Genomic DNA, 20,789 nt, shown 5'->3' with positions numbered 1-20,789 from the left:
GTGAATACCATGCGGAATGACCAATTTTTACCGTTGGTAGTAAAACATTATCTTCAAATCAATAATCATCATGAATATTTTGTTTATAATTGGTTGATCCTACTTTCATTATGATTTGCTCATATTTGGTAGAACATGTAACCATGGATTCACATATGCCATATACTTTGACCATGAGGGATGCTTGCGTGGCGTTTCATGGTGAACAGGAGATTTTTCAATGATTAAACGCGTATTGGTTGTTTCAATGGTAGGTCTGTCTCTTGTCGGTTGTGTTAATAACGACACCCTGTCAGGGGATGTTTATACCGCTTCTGAAGCGAAACAAGTACAGAATGTCAGCTATGGCACCATCGTTAATGTACGTCAGGTACAGATTCAGGGCGGTGATGATTCCAACGTTATCGGCGCAATTGGTGGTGCTGTACTTGGTGGTTTCCTGGGAAATACTATTGGCGGCGGAACCGGGCGTTCTCTGGCTACTGCAGCAGGGGCTGTTGCAGGTGGTGTAGCCGGTCAGGGCGTACAGAGTGCAATGAACAAAACGCAGGGTGTCGAGCTGGAAATTCGTAAAGATGATGGCAACACCATCATGGTGGTACAGAAACAAGGGAACACTCATTTCTCTCCAGGCCAACGTGTCGTACTGGCCAGCAATGGCAGTCAGGTGACCGTTTCCCCGCGCTAAATAAGTTTGCGTGTGGTCAGGTTACTGACCACACGCCCCCTTCATTTCACCCTTTGGCCTGTAACTCAATGATATTATGCTCAAGTTTTGCGATGAGCTTAATCAGTTGTTCCAGTTCCTCTGCGGAGATGCCATGTAAAATTTCCGCGCGGGTTTTGTTAATAACGGCTTCCATTTCGCTGATCAATGGCTCTGCCTTTTCCGTCAGTTTAATACGTTTAGCCCGACGATCGCTGGCACAAGTTTGACGCGAAATTAACCCTTTTTCTTCCAGTTGGTCCAGCGTACGGACCAGTGATGGCTGCTCGATGCCAATCGCTTTTGCCAGTTGAATTTGCGACTGGTCTGGAGGTAACTGATGGATATTGTGTAACGTAACCCAATGGGTTTGTGTTAACTCCAGCGGTTTCAGGCGATGGTCTATCAGAGCACGCCATATGCGCACCAACCGTGCCAGATCAGAACCTAGTGGCGATTCCAATTTCATCTCCTTATAATTAGCTTGCTAAGATATTATGCGGCTTTTAGAATAGTGTGCAGCAATTGTATTGCTAAAACAAATGTATTGCTGCATTTGGTTACCGTCAGACATATTTTTCAGAAATTGCGCGTAAATTTTTCGCACTTAAAGAATATTTATTAATCTAACGCAATATATTCTGTCGTAAAGGAATCTACTTTGTGAAGTTTATGCTCAATGCAACAGGATTGCCCTTACAAGATCTGGTGTTCGGTGCATCCGTCTACTTTCCTCCGTTTTTCAAAGCCTTCGCGTTTGGATTCGTCATCTGGCTTGTCATACACCGCCTGCTTCGTGGCTGGATCTACGCTGGTGACATCTGGCATCCCTTGTTAATGGATTTATCGCTGTTTGCGATTTGCGTTTGCCTTGCTCTGGCAATACTGATTGCGTGGTAACTATGTCAATTAAAACAATTAAGTATTTCTCAACAATCATTGTAGCGGTAGTTGCGGTTCTTGCCGGATGGTGGCTGTGGAATTATTACATGCAATCTCCGTGGACACGCGACGGGAAAATACGCGCAGAACAGGTTTCTATCACCCCACAGGTGTCGGGACGTATTATTGAGCTGAATATAAAAGACAACCAGCTGGTTAACGCGGGGGATCTTCTGCTCACGATCGATAAAACGCCCTTTCAGATCGCCGAGCTGAACGCACAGGCTCAGCTGGCGAAAGCGCAATCTGACCTCGCAAAAGCCAATAACGAAGCGAATCGTCGTCGTCATCTCTCACAAAATTTTATTTCTGCCGAAGAACTCGATACCGCTAACCTCAATGTTAAAGCGATGCAGGCCAGCGTTGATGCCGCACAGGCGACGCTGAAACAGGCACAATGGCAACTGGCACAAACGGAAATTCGCGCCCCGGTGAGTGGATGGGTGACTAATCTCACTACCCGCATCGGCGACTACGCTGACACCGGGAAACCGCTGTTTGCCCTTGTCGACAGCCACTCGTTTTACGTCATTGGTTATTTTGAAGAAACCAAGTTGCGCCATATCCGCGAAGGTGCACCAGCACAAATTACCCTCTATAGTGATAACAAAACGTTACAGGGTCACGTGTCCAGTATCGGTCGGGCGATTTATGATCAGAGCGTTGAAAGTGACTCAAGCCTTATTCCGGATGTGAAACCTAACGTCCCCTGGGTTCGCCTCGCCCAACGCGTTCCCGTCCGCTTTACGCTGGATAAAGTCCCAGGCGATGTCACGCTGGTGTCGGGCACCACCTGTAGCATTGCCGTAGGTCAATAATGAACGCATCGTCATGGTCCTTGCGCAATTTGCCCTGGTTCAGGGCCACGCTGGCGCAATGGCGTTATGCGTTACGCAATACCATTGCCATGTGTCTGGCGCTGACGGTTGCCTATTATTTGAATCTTGATGAGCCCTATTGGGCGATGACCTCGGCTGCGGTGGTTAGCTTTCCCACCGTTGGCGGTGTCATCAGCAAAAGCCTCGGACGCATCGCTGGCAGTTTGCTCGGAGCCATTGCGGCACTGCTTCTTGCCGGACATACGCTCAATGAGCCGTGGTTTTTTCTATTGAGCATGTCGGCGTGGCTTGGCTTTTGTACCTGGGCCTGTGCGCACTTCACGAATAACGTCGCGTATGCATTTCAACTGGCGGGCTACACGGCTGCCATCATCGCCTTTCCGATGGTTAATATTACTGAGGCCAGCCAGCTGTGGGATATCGCTCAGGCGCGTGTTTGCGAGGTGATAGTCGGTATTTTGTGCGGCGGCATGATGATGATGATCCTGCCGAGCAGTTCCGATGCTACAGCCCTTTTAACCGCATTGAAAAACATGCACGCCCGATTACTGGAACATGCCAGTTTACTCTGGCGGCCTGAAACAACCGATGCCATTCGTGCTGCACATGAAGGGGTGATTGGGCAGATACTGACCATGAATTTGCTGCGTATCCAGGCTTTCTGGAGCCACTATCGTTTTCGCCAGCAAAACGCACGCCTTAATGCGCTACTCCACCAGCAATTACGTATGACCAGTGTCATCTCCAGCCTGCGACGTATGTTGCTCAACTGGCCCTCACCGCCAGATGCCACGCGAGAAATTCTCGAACAGCTGCTGACGGCGCTCGCCAGTTCGCAAACAGATGTTTACACCGTCACACGTATTATCTCCCCACTACGCCCGACCAACGTCGCCGACTACCGGCACATCGCCTTCTGGCAGCGACTACGTTATTTTTGCCGCCTTTATCTGCAAAGTAGTCAGGAATTACATCGTCTGCAAAGCGGTGTAGATGATCGTGCCAGACTCCCACGGACATCCGGCCTGGCTCGTCATACCGATAACGCCGAAGCTATGTGGAGCGGGCTGCGTACATTTTGTACGTTGATGATGATTGGCGCATGGAGTATTGCTTCGCAATGGGATGCAGGTGCCAATGCATTAACGCTGGCAGCGATTAGCTGCGTACTCTACTCCGCCGTCGCGGCACCGTTTAAGTCGTTGTCACTGCTGATGCGCACGCTGGTGTTACTTTCGCTATTCAGCTTTGTGGTCAAATTTGGCCTGATGGTGCAGATTAGCGATCTGTGGCAATTTTTACTGTTTCTCTTTCCACTGCTGGCGACGATGCAGCTTCTTAAATTGCAGATGTCCAAATTTGCCGCACTGTGGGGGCAACTGATTGTTTTTATGGGTTCGTTTATCGCTGTCACTAATCCCCCCGTGTATGATTTTGCTGATTTTCTTAACGATAATCTGGCAAAAATTGTTGGCGTCGCGTTGGCGTGGTTAGCGTTCGCCATTCTGCGTCCAGGATCGGATGCTCGTAAAAGCCGCCGCCATATTCGCGCGCTGCGCCGGGATTTTGTCGATCAACTAAGCCGCCATCCAACACTGAGTGAAAGCGAATTTGAATCGCTCACTTATCATCACGTCAGTCAGTTGAGTAACAGCCAGGATGCGCTGGCTCGCCGTTGGTTATTACGCTGGGGTGTAGTGTTGCTGAACTGTTCTCATGTTGTCTGGCAATTGCGCGACTGGGAATCGCGTTCCGATCCGTTATCGCGAGTACGGGATAACTGTATTTCACTGTTGCGGGGAGTGATGAGTGAGCGTGGCGTTCAGCAAAAATCACTGGCGGCCACACTTGAAGAATTACAGCGAATTTGCGACAGCCTTGCCCGTCATCATCAACCTGCCGCCCGAGAACTAGCGGCAATTGTCTGGCGGCTGTACTGCTCGCTTTCGCAACTTGAGCAAGCACCGCCGCAAGGTACGCTGGCTTCTTAATTACTTAATTACACCACAGGCATAGCGTTCACCGCCACCGCCCAGCGGTTTGGGTTGATCGGACATATTATCGCCGCCAACGTGGACCATCAGCGCTTTGTCTTTGACTTCATCCAGTGATTTCAGACGAGGCGCGATGACGGCATCGGTCGCCTTGCCGTCATTATTGACTACCAGTGCAGGCAGATCGCCTAAATGCCCGGCACCTTCTGGCCCTTCATGTTTACCGGTATTTTGTGGATCAAGATGCCCGCCTGCGGATTCTGCGGCGCTGGCTTTGCCATCTTTGGTGGCTGGCTGGCAGCTTCCTTTGGCATGAATATGGAAGCCATGTTCACCGGGAGGTAATGCTTTCAGATCGGGCGAAAACTCCAGACCTTTATCGGTTTCAGTAATGGTGACGCTACCAATTGACTGCCCAACCCCTTGCGACGTGACGAGGTTCATCTCGACTTTTTCACTGGCAGCTTGTGCGCCGGTCGCAACAACCAGCGCCAGAATGGCCAGACTAAAACGTTTCATAGGACCTCCGTTCATTGTGCATTCCTGAATAAGTGTAAACCAGTGACACATTTTTGAACGGCGGCTATTCCTAAAAGTGCTTACGGTACGTCGTAACCTAGTGCCGCTTTACGGATACGAAACCATTGTTGACGGGTCATTTTCAGTGTTTCTGCTTCGACAGCTGCCCGTACGCGCTCAATTTTACCTGAGCCGATAATTGGCAGCGGCTGCGACGGTAAACGTAGTACCCAGGCGTAAACTACCTGTTCAATCGAGCCCGCGTTTAACTCCTCTGCCACCACAGCCAGTTCATCACGCAGCGGCTGGAAATAATCATCATTAAACAGACGACCACCACCAAGGCAGGACCACGCCATCGGACGAATACGCAGTTGTTGCAGTTGGTCGAGCGTGCCATCCAGCAGTAACGGCTGATGCACCGGGGATATTTCCACCTGATTAGTGGCAAGAGTAAATGGCAGGCGTGATTGCAACAGCGCAAATTGCGCAGGTGTAAAGTTTGATACACCAAAATGACGCACTTTGCCGCTCTGATGCAGATGTTTAAAGGCGTCCGCCACTTCATCGGCATCCATTAACGGGTCTGGTCGGTGGATTAACAGCAGATCCAGATGATCGGTCGCGAGATTAATTAGCGACTGTTCGGCGCTCTTAATGATGTGATCGCGGTCAGTGATGTAATGGCCAATGACGTTTTCTTCACACGCGGTCGTCGCGATACCGCATTTACTGACGATTTCCATCCGTTCACGCAGGTGAGGTGCCAGTTTCAGCGCCTCGCCAAACGCCGCTTCGCACTGATAGCCACCATAAATATCAGCATGGTCCACGGTGGTCACGCCGAGATCCAGATGCTCTTCAATAAAACTGACCAACTGGCGGGCGGACATGTTCCAGTCCATCAATCGCCAGTAGCCCATCACAAAACGGGAAAACTCCGGGCCTTGCGGCGCAATAGTAATACGCTGAACCATAATCGCTTCCTCTTATCAGATATGAGAGGAGTATACGCAAGATTAGGGTCAAAAGAGTGATGGTTGCTCCGGTTCGTCTGATGGCGCTGGCTTATTTACACGTAATTTGCGCATTAATCGCTGCCGACAAAGGCGCAACACTTCTTGTTTTTCGCCATCGCTCATCTTATTCCAGTTAAAACGCTCATCCCGGCTACGAAAACAGCCGCGACAAAATCCCCGTTCGTCAGACTGGCAAATTCCCCGGCACGGGCTCTGGACGGGAAAGAACTCTAATTGCTCCGTCACCTCGCCCTCCTCAGATAAGATTATTACCATTATTGAAGCTGTTAATGTCCAAAGTAGCAACTTTGCTTGCACTAGACCGACTGGTCTACTACACTCCAACGCATGAACAAACACACCGAACATGATACTCGCGAACATCTCCTGGCGACGGGCGAGCAACTTTGCCTGCAACGTGGATTCACCGGGATGGGGCTAAGCGAACTCCTAAAAACCGCTGAAGTGCCGAAAGGGTCCTTCTATCACTACTTTCGTTCTAAAGAAGCGTTTGGCGTTGCTATGCTTGAGCGCCATTACGCCGCATATCACCAGCGACTGACTGAGTTGCTGCAATCCGGCGAAGGTAACTACCGCGACCGCATACTGGCTTATTACCAGCAAACACTGAACCAGTTTTGCCAACATGGAACCATCAGTGGTTGCCTGACAGTAAAACTCTCTGCCGAAGTGTGCGATCTGTCAGAAGATATGCGCAGCGCAATGGATAAAGGGGCTCGCGGCGTGATCGCCCTGCTCTCTCAGGCGCTGGAAAATGGCCGTGAGAACCATTGTTTAACCTTTTGTGGCGAACCGCTGCAACAGGCACAAGTGCTTTACGCACTGTGGCTTGGCGCGAATCTGCAGGCCAAAATTTCGCGCAGTTTCGAGCCACTGGAAAACGCGCTGGCCCATGTAAAAAACATTATTGCGACGCCTGCCGTTTAGCAGGCATTTTTTATCACCAGACGACCGGGAGCCTTTATGTCATCTGAAAAACTGTATTCCCCACTGAAAGTGGGCGCGATCACGGCGGCAAATCGTATTTTTATGGCACCGCTGACGCGTCTGCGCAGTATTGAACCGGGTGACATCCCTACCCCGTTGATGGCGGAATACTATCGCCAACGTGCCAGTGCCGGTTTGATTATTAGCGAAGCCACGCAAATTTCTGCCCAGGCAAAAGGATACGCAGGTGCACCTGGCATCCATAGCCAGGAACAAATTGCCGCATGGAAAAAAATTACCGCTGGCGTTCATGCTGAAAATGGTCATATGGCCGTACAGCTGTGGCACACCGGACGCATTTCTCACGCCAGCCTGCAACCTGGCGGTCAGGCACCGGTAGCGCCTTCAGCACTTAGCGCGGGAACACGTACTTCTCTGCGCGATGAAAATGGTCAGGCGATCCGTGTTGAAACATCCATGCCGCGTGCGCTTGAACTGGGAGAGATTCCGGGTATCGTCAATGATTTCCGTCAGGCCATTGCTAACGCGCGTGAAGCCGGTTTTGATCTGGTAGAGCTCCACTCTGCTCACGGTTATTTGCTGCATCAGTTCCTTTCCCCTTCTTCAAACCATCGTACCGATCAGTACGGTGGCAGCGTGGAAAATCGCGCGCGTCTGGTGCTGGAAGTGGTCGATGCCGGGATTGAAGAATGGGGTGCCGATCGCATTGGCATTCGCATTTCGCCAATCGGTACTTTCCAGAACACGGATAACGGCCCGAATGAAGAAGCCGATGCACTGTATCTGATTGAACAACTGGGTAAACGCGGCATTGCTTATCTTCATATGTCAGAACCAGATTGGGCGGGAGGTGAACCATATACTGATGCGTTTCGCGAAAAAGTACGCGCCCGTTTCCACGGTCCGATTATCGGCGCAGGTGCATACACAGTAGAAAAAGCTGAAACGCTGATCGGCAAAGGGTTAATTGATGCGGTAGCATTTGGTCGTGACTGGATTGCGAACCCGGATCTGGTCGCCCGCTTGCAGCGCAAAGCTGAGCTTAACCCACAGCGTGCCGAAAGTTTTTATGGTGGCGGTGCTGAAGGTTACACTGATTACCCGACGCTGTAATCCAACATTGCGAGCGGCGCAAAGCCGCCGCTATACTAAAACAACTTTTTGAATCTGTTAGCCATTTTGAGGATATAAAGATGCGTCTTCTTCATACCATGCTGCGCGTTGGCGATCTGCAACGCTCCATCGATTTTTATACCAACGTGCTGGGCATGAAACTGCTGCGTACCAGCGAAAACCCGGAATACAAATACTCACTGGCGTTTGTTGGTTACGGCCCGGAAACCGAAGAAGCAGTGATTGAACTGACCTACAACTGGGGCGTGGATAAATACGAACTCGGCACTGCTTATGGTCACATCGCGCTTAGCGTAGATAACGCCGCTGAAGCGTGCGAAAAAATCCGTCAAAACGGGGGTAACGTAACCCGTGAAGCGGGTCCGGTAAAAGGCGGTACTACGGTTATCGCATTTGTGGAAGATCCGGACGGTTACAAAATTGAATTAATCGAAGAGAAAGACGCCGGTCGCGGTCTGGGCAACTAATCTCCTGCCGGGCGTGAACTCATCGCGCCCGCATCTTTACTGCATCGACAAGTAATATTTGTCATAATGCGCGCTGCAATTTATCCGTATTAAGAGAATCAGATGTCCGATAACGCTCAACTTACCGGTCTGTGCGACCGTTTTCGTGGTTTTTATCCTGTTGTGATCGATGTTGAAACAGCCGGATTTAACGCCAAAACCGATGCGCTGCTTGAGATTGCCGCCATCACCCTGAAAATGGATGAACAAGGCTGGCTGATGCCGGACACCACATTACATTTCCACGTCGAACCATTTGTCGGCGCAAATTTGCAACCAGAGGCCCTTGCCTTCAATGGCATTGATCCGAACGATCCCGATCGCGGCGCGGTCAGCGAGTACGAGGCGCTGCACGAAATTTTTAAAGTTGTACGTAAAGGTATTAAAGCGAGCGGCTGTAACCGCGCCATTATGGTGGCGCACAACGCCAATTTCGATCACAGCTTTATGATGGCCGCCGCAGAACGCGCCTCACTGAAACGTAACCCGTTCCACCCTTTCGCCACTTTTGACACTGCTGCACTGGCCGGGCTGGCACTCGGACAAACCGTATTGTCAAAGGCTTGCCAGACCGCTGGCATGGACTTCGACAGCACCCAGGCGCACTCCGCGTTGTACGACACCGAACGCACTGCTGTGCTGTTTTGTGAAATCGTCAACCGCTGGAAACGTCTGGGAGGCTGGCCGCTACCTGCCGCCGAAGAGGTGTAATCGAGTCGATGCCTGATGACATGCAATGATTCAGGCATCTATAGTGAGGCTATTCCACGCATCATGCATGATATTCACGGGGAATAGCGTTAATGGCAAATAATCCAAACCCTTCATCGCCCCTGCCGGACGTGTTTTCACCGGCGACCCGCGACTGGTTTCTTCGCGCCTTTAAACAGCCGACCGCTGTCCAGTCGCGAACCACGGCTGCGCTTTACGCTAACAGAAGTGAATGACCTACCGGTCCGGCAAACGCCGATGTTTACGCTGTTACGTGAGGCGGGATTTTCAAGTTCGCCACAAGGGCTGGATTGGGGATAGAGAAAGGACTGACGGATGCCCGTTCGCATCCGTCAGTATTGCAGGACGGATTATTCCGCGTCCGGCTCTTCAGACTTGTATTTAGCGGCAGTTTCTTTGATCAGCTGCTGCAGTTCACCACGCTGATACATTTCGATCACGATATCACAACCGCCCACCAGCTCGCCGTCAACCCACAGTTGCGGGAAGGTCGGCCAGTTCGCATATTTCGGCAGTTCCGCACGAATGTCCGGATTCTGCAGAATATCAACATAGGCAAAACGTTCGCCACATGCGGCAAGCGCCTGGACTGCCTGGGCAGAGAAACCGCAGCTCGGCAGTTTCGGTGAACCTTTCATGTACAGCAGGATCGGGTTTTCAGCAATCTGGCGTTGGATTTTTTCGATAGTGGTGCTCATTGTCTTGCTTCCTCAAACTTCTTTACGGCAGTAATCTGACATTGTAGCGGGTCAGTGCGGCATCGGAAAATAACATTTTCATCACGCTTTTGCTATTTTATCCCTTTGCTCTATTTGTTGCATTTCAAATATTCGTTTCTTCCCTGATGCACGGCAAACTGGCGTATTTATAACCATTTTTAGCTTTCACTGCTGCATTTTTTTGCGCTCGCCGACGAAACGTATTTTTTAACAATAAAAGCTATTAACTTTCTCTTCTTCTATGCATTAGAATCATCAAGTTTTGTAAATCAGACGCAGGCATGATAGACCTGCCTTAACAGAGGGACGCTCAGTGGCGCGGATAAACCGTATTTCGATCACGCTCTGTGCTTTACTTTTTACCACCCTGCCTTTAACGCCTATGGCCCATGCTTCAAAGCAAGCCAGGGAGAGTTCTGCTACCACTCATATCACCAAAAAAGCAGATAAAAAGAAAAGCACGGCAACCACCCAAAAGACCCAGAAAGCCAGCCAGAAAACAGCGAAAAAAGCCGCCAGTAAAAGTACGACCAAAAGCAAAACCGCTTCTTCCGTTAAAAAATCTTCCATTACCGCTTCTAAAAACGCCAAAACTCGCAGCAAACACGCCGTCAATAAAACGGCCTCAGCCAGCTTTACCGAAAAGTGTACCAAACGTAAGGGCTATAAATCGCATTGTGTGAAAGTCAAAAATGCCGCGTCAGGAACCCTTGCCGACGCGCACAAAGCGAAGGTGCAAAAAGCCACAAAAGTGGCAATGAATAAACTGATGCAGCAAATTGGTAAGCCATATCGTTGGGGTGGCAGTTCACCGCGTACCGGTTTTGATTGCAGCGGTCTGGTTTATTACGCTTATAAAGATTTGGTGAAAATTCGTATTCCGCGTACGGCGAATGAAATGTATCACCTGCGCGATGCAGCGCCAATCGAACGTAGTGAACTGAAAAACGGCGACCTGGTCTTCTTCCGTACTCAGGGACGCGGTACAGCCGATCATGTCGGCGTGTATGTCGGCAACGGCAAATTTATTCAGTCACCGCGCACGGGCCAGGAAATTCAAATCACTTCTCTCAGTGAAGACTACTGGCAGCGCCACTATGTTGGCGCTCGCCGGGTAATGACCCCAAAAACACTTCGCTAAAACTTTACCCTGTTGTTACGGCAACAGGGTAAGTTCATCTTTTGTCTCACCTTTTAATTTGCTACCCTATCCATACGCACAATAAGGCTATTGTACGTATGCAAATTAATAATAAAGGAGAGTAGCAATGTCATTCGAATTACCTGCACTACCATATGCTAAAGATGCTCTGGCACCGCACATTTCTGCGGAAACCATCGAGTATCACTACGGCAAGCATCATCAGACTTATGTCACTAACCTGAACAACCTGATCAAAGGTACCGCGTTTGAAGGTAAATCACTGGAAGAGATTATTCGCAGCTCTGAAGGTGGCGTATTCAACAACGCAGCTCAGGTCTGGAACCATACTTTCTACTGGAACTGCCTGGCACCGAACGCGGGTGGCGAACCGACTGGAAAAGTCGCTGAAGCTATCGCCGCATCTTTTGGCAGCTTTGCCGATTTCAAAGCTCAGTTTACTGATGCAGCGATCAAAAACTTTGGTTCTGGCTGGACCTGGCTGGTGAAAAACAGCGATGGCAAACTGGCTATCGTTTCAACCTCTAACGCGGGTACTCCACTGACCACCGATGCGACTCCGCTGCTGACCGTTGATGTCTGGGAACACGCTTATTACATCGACTATCGCAATGCACGTCCTGGCTATCTGGAGCACTTCTGGGCGCTGGTGAACTGGGAATTCGTAGCGAAAAATCTCGCTGCATAATAACTGATGGCAAATGCAACATTATCTGATGCGCTTCGCTTACCATGCCAACGCGGATGAGGCGTTAACAGCGCATTCGGCAAGATAAATCGCACGTTGCCAGCAACTGTAACGCAGAAGGTTATCCTTCTGCGTTTTTGTTTAATTAGCTGTTGGCAACGCAAACTGCTTCAGGTTGTTTTCTGGCTGACATAAACACCAGCAATAATGCCAGTCCCGCGACAATCGCCCCCATCACCGGCACAAAACTGTATCCCAGCCCAGCGGAAATTACCGCACCACCAGCAGCTGCTCCCAGCGCATTTCCAAGATTAAAGGCACCAATATTGACTGATGAAGACAGACCTGGCGCTTCACTGGCGACACGCATCACGCGCATCTGTAACGGCGGTACGACCGCAAAGGTTGCAGCTCCCCACACCACCATGCTAATAGCTGCGCCGAACTCATTGCGGGCCAGGAACGGGATTGCCAGCATAATCACCATCAGCAGCAACAAAAAGCCTTTCAACGTGCCGTTAACTGAACGATCTGCCAGTTTGCCGCCGAGATAGTTACCGATAGAGAATCCGACACCAATCAGCACCAGCATTGCCGTGACGAACACCGGTGTGGCGTGGGTAATGCTTTGCAGTACCGGAGAGATATAGGTGTAGAGGGTAAACATTGCACCAGCGCCCAGCACCGTCGTCAGCAATGCAGACAGCACCTGCGGACGCATTAATACCGCCAGCTCTTTTTTCACTTCAGGTCGCGCCCCTGCGCCACCTTTAGGTAATGAGAGGAACAGACTTACCATTGAAATCACGCCCAGCCCCGCTGTTGCCAGAAATGACATCCGCCAGCCGATGGTTTCGCCCAACCAGGTCGCCGCCGGCACGCCACCGATATTTGCCAGGGTTAACCCCATAAACATAGTGGCAACTGCGCTAGCCTGTTTATGTTTTGGCACTACGCTTGCGGCCACGACTGAACCCAAACCAAAAAATGCCCCGTGATTCAGGCTGGTCAAAATGCGTGAAAGCATCAGGGTCATATAATCCGGCGCGATGGCGGAAAGTACGTTGCCAAGCGTGAAAATCGCCATCAGGAAAATCAACGCACTGCGGCGGGCACGATGAGAAAGTAGAAGCGTCATCAGCGGCGCGCCAACCATTACGCCAACTGCATAAGCACTGATTAACATTCCGGCAGCGGGAATCGAGACATCCACACCGCGCGCAATGACGGGCAACAAGCCCATTGGCGAGAACTCCGTTGTCCCGATACCAAACGCGCCAATCGCCAGCGCCAGCAACGGATAGTTAATTTTCATGCCTTATCTCCACCTCTTCGCGTCATTACGCGATATTCATTAAAGTGGCGAAAGCATGACAGTAATCACAAAAAAATGAAAATAACAAAAAGAGAAAACACTTTTGCCATTTTGCTAACAAACAGGAAGGAGATGCGAGGGAGAACGCGCTCCCTCGAGAGGAAATCAGTGCAGCGCGGCAGTCAAACCCACGGCCACGATCAAACCGAGGACGATAATCGTTGTTACCAGTGAAAATTTAAGGTCGGTGCTCATCAAGTTTTCTCCTTTTTTATTACCACACAAAAAGTGATATTACGCATTTTTACACACTGTGATGAAAAAATCTCCCGTCATTTATAATGATAAGTGTTTTTACTACTTCCCCTTTTCGTCAAGATCGGCCAAAATTCCACGCTTACATTATTTGCGTACTGGCCATTGACCCCTTCCTGACGCTCCGTGTCGTTTTTCCGGCGTACCGCAACATTTTTGTTGTGCGTAAGGTGTGTAAAGGCAAACGTTTACCTTGCGAATTTGCAGGAGCTGAAGTTAGGGTCTGGAGTGAAATGGAATGGCAACAATAAAAGATGTAGCGAAACGAGCAAACGTTTCAACTACAACTGTGTCACACGTGATCAACAAAACACGTTTCGTCGCTGAAGAAACGCGCAATGCCGTGTGGGCAGCAATCAAAGAATTACACTACTCCCCTAGCGCGGTGGCGCGTAGCCTGAAGGTTAACCACACCAAGTCTATCGGTTTGCTGGCGACCAGCAGCGAAGCGGCCTATTTTGCCGAGATCATTGAAGCGGTCGAAAAAAATTGCTTCCAGAAAGGTTACACCCTGATTCTGGGCAATGCGTGGAACAATCTTGAGAAACAGCGGGCTTATCTGTCGATGATGGCGCAAAAACGCGTCGATGGTCTGCTGGTGATGTGTTCTGAGTACCCAGAGCCGTTGCTGGCGATGCTGGAAGAGTATCGCCATATCCCAATGGTGGTGATGGACTGGGGTGAAGCAAAAGCTGACTTCACCGATGCGGTCATTGATAACGCATTCGAAGGCGGCTACATGGCCGGGCGTTATCTGATTGAACGCGGTCATCGCGAAATCGGCGTTATCCCTGGCCCGCTGGAACGTAACACCGGCGCAGGCCGCCTTGCCGGTTTTATGAAGGCGATGGAAGAAGCGATGATCAAAGTGCCGCAAAGCTGGATTGTGCAGGGTGACTTTGAACCTGAATCCGGTTATCGCGCCATGCAGCAAATCCTGTCGCAGTCGCATCGCCCTACTGCCGTCTTCTGTGGTGGCGATATCATGGCAATGGGCGCACTTTGTGCTGCTGATGAAATGGGTCTGCGCGTGCCGCAGGATGTTTCGCTGATCGGTTATGATAACGTGCGCAACGCCCGCTATTTTACGCCGGCGCTGACCACGATCCATCAGCCAAAAGATTCGCTGGGCGAAACAGCGTTCAACATGCTGTTGGATCGTATCGTCAACAAACGTGAAGAACCGCAGTCCATTGAAGTGCATCCGCGGTTGATTGAACGCCGCTCCGTGGCTGACGGCCCGTTCCGCGACTATCGTCGTTAATCACCCGTTGCGGGAGTCTCTTCCGGCTCCCGCAGCCACTCCTTATTCAGCGTCTCACTATCGCCGAGATACTCAAGCAACCAGGTTAACGCAGGCGACATATCATTTTGCTGCCATGTCAGACAACATGCCGAATCCGGGAAGGGGTTTTCCAGTTCTAGTGCTACCCACTTCCCCTCATTAAGCCACGGTTTGGCGAAATGTGTTGGCACCATCCCTATGCATAATCCTGCCGAGATACAGGTTGCCGATGATTCCCAGTCAGGCACGACAAGTCTTTTTTGGTTATCCAGCAACCAGGTAATACGTTTAGGTAGCGTTCGCGAGGTGTCTTCGCGCACCAATGACGGCCAGTTGCGCAACGTATCATCGCTGAACGGGCCATCCATCAACGCCAGCGGGTGGTGGCTGGCAACAACGCAACTCCAGCTTAACATCCCCATATCCCGGAAGGTATAACGACCGCCTACCGGAATCGCGCGTGTTGCGCCAATCGCCAGTTCCACGCGCCCGTCGGAAAGTGCATCCCAGACACCGTTGAACACTTCCTGAAAGACAAGAAGTTCGACATCATCAAAATGGCGATAAAAATCAACGATCATCTGCCGTGTTCGCTCTGGCCTGACAATATTATCCACTGCGATAGCTAACTGACCGCGCCAGCCGTTCGCTATCTGCTGACATTGCTGGCGGGTGATCTGCATTTTTTTGACAACAGAGCGTCCTTCTTTGAGAAACCACGCCCCGGCAGCGGTCAGTTCCACATCACGGTGACGTCGTTCAAAAAGCGGCACCGCCAGCCACTCTTCCAGCTGACGCACGGTATAGCTGACCGCAGAAGGAACGCGATGCAACTCCTGGGCCGCGGCGCTAAAACTACCATTACGCGCTACCGCATCAACAACTTCCAGAGAATATTCTGACCACATAGTCTGCCTGCAAAATTTTTGAAACCAATCATCAAATATTACCGTTTCACAACACTAATTTCACTCCCTACACTTTGCGGCGGTGTTTAATTGAGAGATTTAGAGAATATACATGCAACCTGGGAAAAGATTTTTAGTCTGGCTGGCAGGTTTAAGCGTACTCGGTTTTCTGGCAACCGATATGTATCTGCCTGCTTTCGCCGCCATACAGGCCGACCTGCAAACGCCTGCGTCTGCTGTCAGTGCCAGCCTTAGTCTGTTCCTTGCCGGTTTTGCCGCAGCCCAGCTTCTGTGGGGGCCACTCTCCGACCGTTATGGTCGTAAACCGGTGTTATTCATCGGCCTGACAATTTTTGCGTTAGGTAGTCTGGGGATGCTGTGGGTAGAAAACGCCGCCACGCTGCTGATATTGCGTTTTGTACAGGCTGTGGGTGTCTGCGCCGCGGCGGTTATCTGGCAAGCATTAGTGACAGATTATTATCCTTCACAGAAAGTTAACCGTATTTTTGCGACCATCATGCCGCTGGTGGGTCTGTCTCCGGCATTGGCTCCTCTGTTAGGAAGCTGGCTGCTGGTCCATTTTTCCTGGCAGGCGATTTTCGCCACCCTGTTTGCCATTACCGTGGTGCTGATTCTGCCTATTTTCTGGCTCAAACCCACGACGAAGGCCCGTAACAATAGTCAGGATGGTCTGACCTTTACCGACCTGCTACGTTCTAAAACCTATCGCGGCAACGTGCTGATATACGCGGCCTGTTCAGCCAGTTTTTTTGCATGGCTGACCGGTTCACCGTTCATCCTTAGTGAAATGGGTTACAGCCCGGCAGTTATTGGTTTAAGTTACGTCCCGCAAACTATCGCGTTTCTGATTGGTGGTTATGGCTGTCGCGCCGCGCTGCAGAAATGGCAAGGCAAGCAGTTATTACCGTGGTTGCTGGTACTGTTTGCTGTCAGCGTCATTGCGACCTGGGCTGCGGGCTTCATTAGCCATGTGTCGCTGGTCGAAATCCTGATCCCATTCTGTGTGATGGCGATTGCCAACGGTGCGATCTACCCGATTGTTGTCGCCCAGGCGCTGCGTCCCTTCCCACATGCAACCGGTCGCGCCGCAGCGTTGCAGAACACTCTGCAACTGGGTCTGTGCTTCCTCGCAAGTCTGGTAGTTTCCTGGCTTATCAGTATCAGCACGCCATTGCTCACCACCACCAGCGTGATGTTATCAACAGTAGTGCTGGTCGCTCTGGGTTACATGATGCAACGTTGTGAAGAAGTTGGCTGCCAGAATCATGGCAATGCCGAAGTCGCTCATAGCGAATCACACTGATCTATATCGATATACTTATACTTAGGCTGCTAACAAAATTTTGTTGTATGATTGAAATTAGCGGCCTATACTAATTTCGAGTTGTTAAAACTACGATAAATATTATGTTATTACGGGGACAGGATCGTTCCCGACTCACTATGGATGGTCATTTCGGCAAGGGTTCCTCCTTTCCCTCTGTTCTACGTCGGATTATAGACTCGCGGTTTTTTCTGCGAGATTTCTCACAAAGCCCAAAAAGCGTCTACGCTGTTTTAAGGTTCTGATCACCGACCAGTGATGGAGAAACTATGAGTTCATCGTGTATAGAAGAAGTCAGTGTACCGGATGATAACTGGTACCGTATCGCCAACGAATTACTTAGCCGTGCCGGTATAGCCATTAACGGTTCTGCCCCGGCGGATATTCGTGTCAAAAACCCCGATTTTTTTAAACGCGTTCTGCAGGAAGGTTCTTTGGGGTTAGGCGAAAGTTATATGGATGGCTGGTGGGAATGTGACCGACTGGATATGTTTTTTAGCAAAGTCTTACGCGCAGGTCTCGAGAACCAACTTCCCCATCATTTCAAAGACACGCTGCGTATTGCCGGCGCTCGTCTCTTCAATCTGCAGAGTAAAAAACGTGCCTGGATAGTCGGCAAAGAGCATTACGATTTGGGTAATGACTTGTTCAGCCGCATGCTTGATCCCTTCATGCAATATTCCTGTGCTTACTGGAAAGATGCCGATAATCTGGAATCTGCCCAGCAGGCGAAGCTCAAAATGATTTGTGAAAAATTGCAGTTAAAACCAGGGATGCGCGTACTGGATATTGGCTGTGGCTGGGGTGGACTGGCGCACTACATGGCGTCTAATTATGACGTAAGCGTGGTCGGCGTCACCATTTCTGCCGAACAGCAAAAAATGGCTCAGGAACGCTGTGAAGGCCTGGATGTCACCATTTTGCTGCAAGATTATCGTGACCTGAACGACCAGTTTGATCGTATTGTTTCTGTGGGGATGTTCGAGCACGTCGGACCGAAAAATTACGATACCTATTTTGCGGTGGTGGATCGTAATTTGAAACCGGAAGGTATATTCCTGCTCCATACTATCGGTTCGAAAAAAACCGATCTGAATGTTGATCCCTGGATTAATAAATATATTTTCCCGAACGGTTGCCTGCCCTCTGTACGCCAGATTGCTCAGTCCAGCGAACCCCACTTTGTGATGGAAGACTGGCATAACTTCGGTGCTGATTACGATACTACGTTGATGGCGTGGTATGAACGATTCCTCGCCGCATGGCCAGAAATTGCGGATAACTACAGTGAACGCTTTAAACGGATGTTTACCTATTATCTGAATGCCTGTGCAGGTGCTTTCCGCGCCCGTGATATTCAGCTCTGGCAGGTCGTGTTCTCACGCGGTGTTGAAAACGGCCTTCGAGTCGCTCGCTAAAGGCTATTCTATCGCCCCCTCTCCGGGGGCGATTTCAGATCAGGCTTGTGTACCTGGTTGATTCATGGCATTTTCTCGTGCCGCCAGTACACGTTCTACCGTATCTACCACTGCCTGAGTTTGTGGATCGATTTCAATGTTGACGCGTGCGCCGAGTTTTTTCTTCCCAAGAGTCGTGCGTTCCAGTGTTTCCGGAATTAAATGGACGCAAAAACGCGTTGGCGTGACTTCGCCGACGGTCAGGCTAATACCGTCGATGCCAATAAATCCTTTGTACAGGATATATTTCATCAACTGACTATCCTGGACTTTAAACCAGATCTGACGATTATTTTCCGAGGTTAATATTTTCGCCACTTCAGCGGTGGTCATAATATGACCTGACATTAAGTGTCCGCCAATTTCATCGCTGAATTTCGCCGCACGCTCAACGTTTACCCAATCCCCCACTTTTAAATCGCCAAGATTAGTAATGCGTAACGTTTCTTTCATCAGATCAAAACTGACATGGTTGCCGTTAATTTCCGTCACGGTCAGGCAACAACCGTTATGCGCCACGGAAGCACCGGTTTCCAGACCGTCCAGCATGTGGTCGGGTAACTCCACCACATGCGTGCGAAAATTTGGTTTTTCGTCAATCGACACCAGTTTTGCGGTGCCCTGTACAATCCCCGTAAACATACTTACAACTCCTGAAATCAGTTAAGACATTCTGTTCAGCACAATAGCAGGTGGCAAACGCCCTTACCAGTGAAGGGGTAAGAATGACTATTTTTTCACTGGAGAATTAATAAATCCTCGCTACAATAGACTGAATTTCCCCTGCTTCTTCTTTTTGCTGCCCATTCAGGCGGCTTTTTAGTCTCTCATATAACTACAAATAAAAGGTGTTCACGTGCAGAAGTATATCAGTGAAGCGCGTCTGTTATTAGCATTAGCAATCCCGGTGATTCTCGCGCAAATCGCCCAAACTGCGATGGGTTTTGTCGATACCGTGATGGCGGGCGGCTATAGTGCCACCGACATGGCGGCGGTCGCTATCGGTACTTCTATCTGGCTTCCGGCGATCCTCTTTGGTCACGGACTGCTGCTGGCATTAACGCCGGTTATCGCGCAATTAAATGGTTCCGGTCGACGTGAGCGCATTGCGCATCAGGTGCGACAGGGCTTCTGGCTGGCGGGTTTTGTTTCCGTTCTCATTATGCTGGTGCTGTGGAATGCGGGTTACATTATCCGTTCCATGCAAAACATCGATCCGGCTCTGGCGGACAAAGCCGTGGGTTATCTGCGTGCGTTGCTGTGGGGCGCGCCAGGCTATCTTTTCTTCCAGGTTGCCCGTAACCAATGTGAAGGTCTGGCAAAAACCAAGCCGGGTATGGTAATGGGCTTTATCGGCCTGCTGGTGAACATTCCGGTGAACTATATCTTTATTTATGGTCATTTCGGTATGCCAGAGCTCGGTGGCGTTGGTTGTGGCGTAGCGACAGCGGCGGTGTATTGGGTCATGTTCCTTGCCATGGTTTCTTACATTAAACGCGCCCGCTCGATGCGCGATATTCGTAACGAAAAAGGCACCGCGAAGCCCGATCCTGCGGTTATGAAACGACTGATTCAACTCGGTTTGCCGATTGCGCTGGCACTGTTTTTTGAAGTAACGCTGTTTGCCGTCGTGGCTCTGTTAGTGTCTCCGCTCGGTATTGTTGATGTCGCAGGACATCAGATTGCCCTGAACTTTAGTTCACTGATGTTCGTACTTCCCATGTCGCTGGCGGCAGCGGTAACCATCCGCGTAGGTTATCGTCTGGGTCAGGGCTCAACGCTGGATGCGCAAACCGCTGCGCGGACCGGGCTTATGGTGGGTGTCTGTATGGCAACCCTGACAGCCATATTCACGGTTTCACTGCGGGAGCAAATCGCCCTGTTGTACAACGACAATCCCGAGGTTGTAACGCTGGCTGCGCATTTGATGTTGCTGGCGGCGGTATATCAGATTTCTGACTCTATCCAGGTGATTGGCAGTGGGATTTTGCGTGGTTATAAAGATACGCGTTCCATTTTCTATATCACCTTTACGGCTTACTGGGTGCTGGGCTTGCCAAGCGGCTATATTCTGGCACTGACCGATCTGGTCGTTGAACCTATGGGGCCAGCAGGCTTCTGGATAGGCTTTATTATTGGCCTGACTTCGGCAGCCATTATGATGATGCTGCGTATGCGGTTCCTGCAACGTCTGCCGTCAGCCATCATTCTGCAACGAGCAGCTCGCTAGTAAAG

Annotated in this window: 23 protein-coding genes and 2 pseudogenes; 16 read left to right on the top strand and 9 right to left on the bottom strand. The window is 50.4% G+C overall.

The features are described 5' to 3' along the window. Window positions 1-220: 220 nt before the first annotated feature. Window positions 221-688 carry an outer membrane lipoprotein SlyB gene (slyB, locus tag HBM92_RS11335; RefSeq protein WP_000597201.1) on the top strand — a complete coding sequence of 156 codons (468 nt, stop codon included), beginning with the start codon at window positions 221-223 and terminating at the stop codon, window positions 686-688. A gap of 46 nt (window positions 689-734) precedes the next feature. Here slyB and slyA read toward each other — a convergent pair whose 3' ends face one another. Further along, window positions 735-1,169 carry a transcriptional regulator SlyA gene (slyA, locus tag HBM92_RS11330; RefSeq protein ID WP_000445640.1) on the bottom strand — a complete coding sequence of 145 codons (435 nt, stop codon included), beginning with the start codon at window positions 1,167-1,169 and terminating at the stop codon, window positions 735-737. Between the two features lie 200 nt (window positions 1,170-1,369). Between slyA and HBM92_RS11325 the strand changes: the two genes are divergently transcribed. Genes HBM92_RS11325 through HBM92_RS11315 form a run of 3 tightly spaced genes read left to right on the top strand, consistent with a single transcriptional unit; the run spans window position 1,370 to window position 4,478 of the window. Beyond that, the gene (locus HBM92_RS11325; protein WP_000670994.1) at window positions 1,370-1,606 is read left to right on the top strand and encodes a DUF1656 domain-containing protein; all 237 of its coding nucleotides are present in this window, start codon (window positions 1,370-1,372) and stop codon (window positions 1,604-1,606) included. A 2-nt stretch (window positions 1,607-1,608) separates the two neighbouring features. Beyond that, window positions 1,609-2,466: an HlyD family secretion protein gene (locus tag HBM92_RS11320; RefSeq protein WP_001304337.1), complete on the top strand. Its 858-nt coding sequence runs from the start codon at window positions 1,609-1,611 to the stop codon at window positions 2,464-2,466. Further along, on the top strand, window positions 2,466-4,478 hold the full coding sequence (locus HBM92_RS11315; protein ID WP_000994343.1) for an FUSC family protein: 2,013 nt from the start codon (window positions 2,466-2,468) through the stop codon (window positions 4,476-4,478). Before HBM92_RS11320 ends, HBM92_RS11315 begins: the two co-directional genes overlap by 1 nt. Here HBM92_RS11315 and sodC read toward each other — a convergent pair whose 3' ends face one another. From sodC to HBM92_RS11300, 3 genes are all read right to left on the bottom strand, one after another. Next, entirely contained in the window at window positions 4,479-5,000 is a 522-nt protein-coding gene (gene sodC, locus HBM92_RS11310; RefSeq protein WP_001298528.1) for a superoxide dismutase [Cu-Zn] SodC, read from the bottom strand. It abuts the gene before it with no gap. An 80-nt stretch (window positions 5,001-5,080) separates the two neighbouring features. After that, the gene (locus HBM92_RS11305; RefSeq protein WP_000250640.1) at window positions 5,081-5,977 is read right to left on the bottom strand and encodes an aldo/keto reductase family oxidoreductase; all 897 of its coding nucleotides are present in this window, start codon (window positions 5,975-5,977) and stop codon (window positions 5,081-5,083) included. A gap of 48 nt (window positions 5,978-6,025) precedes the next feature. Beyond that, window positions 6,026-6,265 carry a DUF1289 domain-containing protein gene (locus HBM92_RS11300; protein WP_001313857.1) on the bottom strand — a complete coding sequence of 80 codons (240 nt, stop codon included), beginning with the start codon at window positions 6,263-6,265 and terminating at the stop codon, window positions 6,026-6,028. Between the two features lie 102 nt (window positions 6,266-6,367). On the opposite strand from HBM92_RS11300, the gene nemR reads away from it, so the two are divergent. From nemR to HBM92_RS25810, 6 genes and pseudogenes are all read left to right on the top strand, one after another. After that, the gene (gene nemR / locus HBM92_RS11295; RefSeq protein WP_001032936.1) at window positions 6,368-6,967 is read left to right on the top strand and encodes a DNA-binding transcriptional regulator NemR; all 600 of its coding nucleotides are present in this window, start codon (window positions 6,368-6,370) and stop codon (window positions 6,965-6,967) included. Between the two features lie 36 nt (window positions 6,968-7,003). Beyond that, on the top strand, window positions 7,004-8,101 hold the full coding sequence (gene nemA, locus HBM92_RS11290; protein WP_000093619.1) for an N-ethylmaleimide reductase: 1,098 nt from the start codon (window positions 7,004-7,006) through the stop codon (window positions 8,099-8,101). 80 nt (window positions 8,102-8,181) lie between these two features. After that, window positions 8,182-8,589 (top strand): lactoylglutathione lyase, encoded by a 408-nt coding sequence (gloA, locus tag HBM92_RS11285; protein WP_001237802.1) that lies wholly within the window; start codon window positions 8,182-8,184, stop codon window positions 8,587-8,589. A 102-nt stretch (window positions 8,590-8,691) separates the two neighbouring features. Continuing rightward, complete coding sequence (gene rnt, locus HBM92_RS11280; RefSeq protein WP_001282281.1) at window positions 8,692-9,339, top strand: ribonuclease T; 648 nt, start codon at window positions 8,692-8,694, stop codon at window positions 9,337-9,339. A gap of 92 nt (window positions 9,340-9,431) precedes the next feature. Next, window positions 9,432-9,542 (top strand): annotated as a pseudogene (locus HBM92_RS11275) (endonuclease); the annotation flags it as partial. Beyond that, a pseudogene (locus HBM92_RS25810) lies at window positions 9,535-9,660 on the top strand (ATP-dependent helicase); the annotation flags it as partial. The pseudogenes HBM92_RS11275 and HBM92_RS25810, both read left to right, overlap by 8 nt. A gap of 50 nt (window positions 9,661-9,710) precedes the next feature. Here HBM92_RS25810 and grxD read toward each other — a convergent pair. Then, window positions 9,711-10,058, bottom strand: coding sequence for a monothiol glutaredoxin 4 (gene grxD, locus HBM92_RS11270; protein WP_000108172.1), 348 nt, complete (start codon window positions 10,056-10,058; stop codon window positions 9,711-9,713). Window positions 10,059-10,392: 334 nt separating this feature from the next. Between grxD and mepH the strand changes: the two genes are divergently transcribed. Both mepH and sodB read left to right on the top strand, forming a co-directional pair. Then, window positions 10,393-11,220, top strand: a complete 828-nt coding sequence (gene mepH / locus HBM92_RS11265; RefSeq protein WP_000101207.1) for a peptidoglycan DD-endopeptidase MepH — start codon at window positions 10,393-10,395, stop codon at window positions 11,218-11,220. 127 nt (window positions 11,221-11,347) lie between these two features. Beyond that, window positions 11,348-11,929: a superoxide dismutase [Fe] gene (sodB, locus tag HBM92_RS11260; RefSeq protein WP_000007283.1), complete on the top strand. Its 582-nt coding sequence runs from the start codon at window positions 11,348-11,350 to the stop codon at window positions 11,927-11,929. Window positions 11,930-12,074: 145 nt separating this feature from the next. Here the strand turns inward: sodB and HBM92_RS11255 are convergent, their stop codons facing one another. After that, on the bottom strand, window positions 12,075-13,244 hold the full coding sequence (locus tag HBM92_RS11255) for an MFS transporter (RefSeq protein WP_000701056.1): 1,170 nt from the start codon (window positions 13,242-13,244) through the stop codon (window positions 12,075-12,077). 165 nt (window positions 13,245-13,409) lie between these two features. Further along, complete coding sequence (gene cydH, locus HBM92_RS11250) at window positions 13,410-13,499, bottom strand: cytochrome bd-I accessory subunit CydH (protein WP_000102278.1); 90 nt, start codon at window positions 13,497-13,499, stop codon at window positions 13,410-13,412. 298 nt (window positions 13,500-13,797) lie between these two features. On the opposite strand from cydH, the gene purR reads away from it, so the two are divergent. Further along, window positions 13,798-14,823: an HTH-type transcriptional repressor PurR gene (gene purR, locus HBM92_RS11245; RefSeq protein ID WP_000190987.1), complete on the top strand. Its 1,026-nt coding sequence runs from the start codon at window positions 13,798-13,800 to the stop codon at window positions 14,821-14,823. On the opposite strand, the gene punR is transcribed toward purR, so the two are convergent. After that, entirely contained in the window at window positions 14,820-15,752 is a 933-nt protein-coding gene (punR, locus tag HBM92_RS11240; RefSeq protein WP_000269506.1) for a DNA-binding transcriptional activator PunR, read from the bottom strand. The genes purR and punR overlap by 4 nt on opposite strands. A 112-nt stretch (window positions 15,753-15,864) precedes the next feature. On the opposite strand from punR, the gene punC reads away from it, so the two are divergent. Together punC and cfa are read left to right on the top strand one after the other, a co-directional pair. Continuing rightward, the gene (gene punC / locus HBM92_RS11235; protein WP_001182336.1) at window positions 15,865-17,076 is read left to right on the top strand and encodes a purine nucleoside transporter PunC; all 1,212 of its coding nucleotides are present in this window, start codon (window positions 15,865-15,867) and stop codon (window positions 17,074-17,076) included. 290 nt (window positions 17,077-17,366) lie between these two features. After that, window positions 17,367-18,515: a cyclopropane fatty acyl phospholipid synthase gene (gene cfa, locus HBM92_RS11230; protein WP_000098896.1), complete on the top strand. Its 1,149-nt coding sequence runs from the start codon at window positions 17,367-17,369 to the stop codon at window positions 18,513-18,515. A gap of 39 nt (window positions 18,516-18,554) precedes the next feature. Here the strand turns inward: cfa and ribE are convergent, their stop codons facing one another. Then, window positions 18,555-19,196, bottom strand: coding sequence for a riboflavin synthase (gene ribE / locus HBM92_RS11225; protein WP_000493948.1), 642 nt, complete (start codon window positions 19,194-19,196; stop codon window positions 18,555-18,557). A gap of 214 nt (window positions 19,197-19,410) precedes the next feature. Here ribE and mdtK point away from each other — a divergent pair, with 214 nt between their 5' ends. Next, a complete protein-coding gene (mdtK, locus tag HBM92_RS11220; protein ID WP_001174963.1) occupies window positions 19,411-20,784 on the top strand; it encodes a multidrug efflux MATE transporter MdtK in 1,374 nt (457 codons plus the stop codon). Window positions 20,785-20,789 lie beyond the last annotated feature (5 nt).

Source organism: Escherichia sp. E.sYA108, from assembly GCF_011754335.1.
GTDB lineage: Bacteria > Pseudomonadota > Gammaproteobacteria > Enterobacterales > Enterobacteriaceae > Escherichia > Escherichia coli.
Note: the sequence above shows the minus strand (reverse complement) of the source record. Positions and strands in the feature narration are given on the sequence as shown.

Bases quoted from the DNA above. Each gene is read 5' to 3' on its own strand.
- slyB (WP_000597201.1), top strand. From the start codon at position 221: ATGATTAAACGCGTATTGGTTGTTTCAATGGTAGGTCTGTCTCTTGTC.
- HBM92_RS11320 (WP_001304337.1), top strand. From the start codon at position 1,609: ATGTCAATTAAAACAATTAAGTATTTCTCAACAATCATTGTAGCGGTA.
- HBM92_RS11315 (WP_000994343.1), top strand. From the start codon at position 2,466: ATGAACGCATCGTCATGGTCCTTGCGCAATTTGCCCTGGTTCAGGGCC.
- sodC (WP_001298528.1), bottom strand. From the start codon at position 5,000: ATGAAACGTTTTAGTCTGGCCATTCTGGCGCTGGTTGTTGCGACCGGC.
- HBM92_RS11305 (WP_000250640.1), bottom strand. From the start codon at position 5,977: ATGGTTCAGCGTATTACTATTGCGCCGCAAGGCCCGGAGTTTTCCCGT.
- nemR (WP_001032936.1), top strand. From the start codon at position 6,368: ATGAACAAACACACCGAACATGATACTCGCGAACATCTCCTGGCGACG.
- nemA (WP_000093619.1), top strand. From the start codon at position 7,004: ATGTCATCTGAAAAACTGTATTCCCCACTGAAAGTGGGCGCGATCACG.
- gloA (WP_001237802.1), top strand. From the start codon at position 8,182: ATGCGTCTTCTTCATACCATGCTGCGCGTTGGCGATCTGCAACGCTCC.
- rnt (WP_001282281.1), top strand. From the start codon at position 8,692: ATGTCCGATAACGCTCAACTTACCGGTCTGTGCGACCGTTTTCGTGGT.
- grxD (WP_000108172.1), bottom strand. From the start codon at position 10,058: ATGAGCACCACTATCGAAAAAATCCAACGCCAGATTGCTGAAAACCCG.
- sodB (WP_000007283.1), top strand. From the start codon at position 11,348: ATGTCATTCGAATTACCTGCACTACCATATGCTAAAGATGCTCTGGCA.
- HBM92_RS11255 (WP_000701056.1), bottom strand. From the start codon at position 13,244: ATGAAAATTAACTATCCGTTGCTGGCGCTGGCGATTGGCGCGTTTGGT.
- cydH (WP_000102278.1), bottom strand. From the start codon at position 13,499: ATGAGCACCGACCTTAAATTTTCACTGGTAACAACGATTATCGTCCTC.
- purR (WP_000190987.1), top strand. From the start codon at position 13,798: ATGGCAACAATAAAAGATGTAGCGAAACGAGCAAACGTTTCAACTACA.
- punR (WP_000269506.1), bottom strand. From the start codon at position 15,752: ATGTGGTCAGAATATTCTCTGGAAGTTGTTGATGCGGTAGCGCGTAAT.
- punC (WP_001182336.1), top strand. From the start codon at position 15,865: ATGCAACCTGGGAAAAGATTTTTAGTCTGGCTGGCAGGTTTAAGCGTA.
- cfa (WP_000098896.1), top strand. From the start codon at position 17,367: ATGAGTTCATCGTGTATAGAAGAAGTCAGTGTACCGGATGATAACTGG.
- ribE (WP_000493948.1), bottom strand. From the start codon at position 19,196: ATGTTTACGGGGATTGTACAGGGCACCGCAAAACTGGTGTCGATTGAC.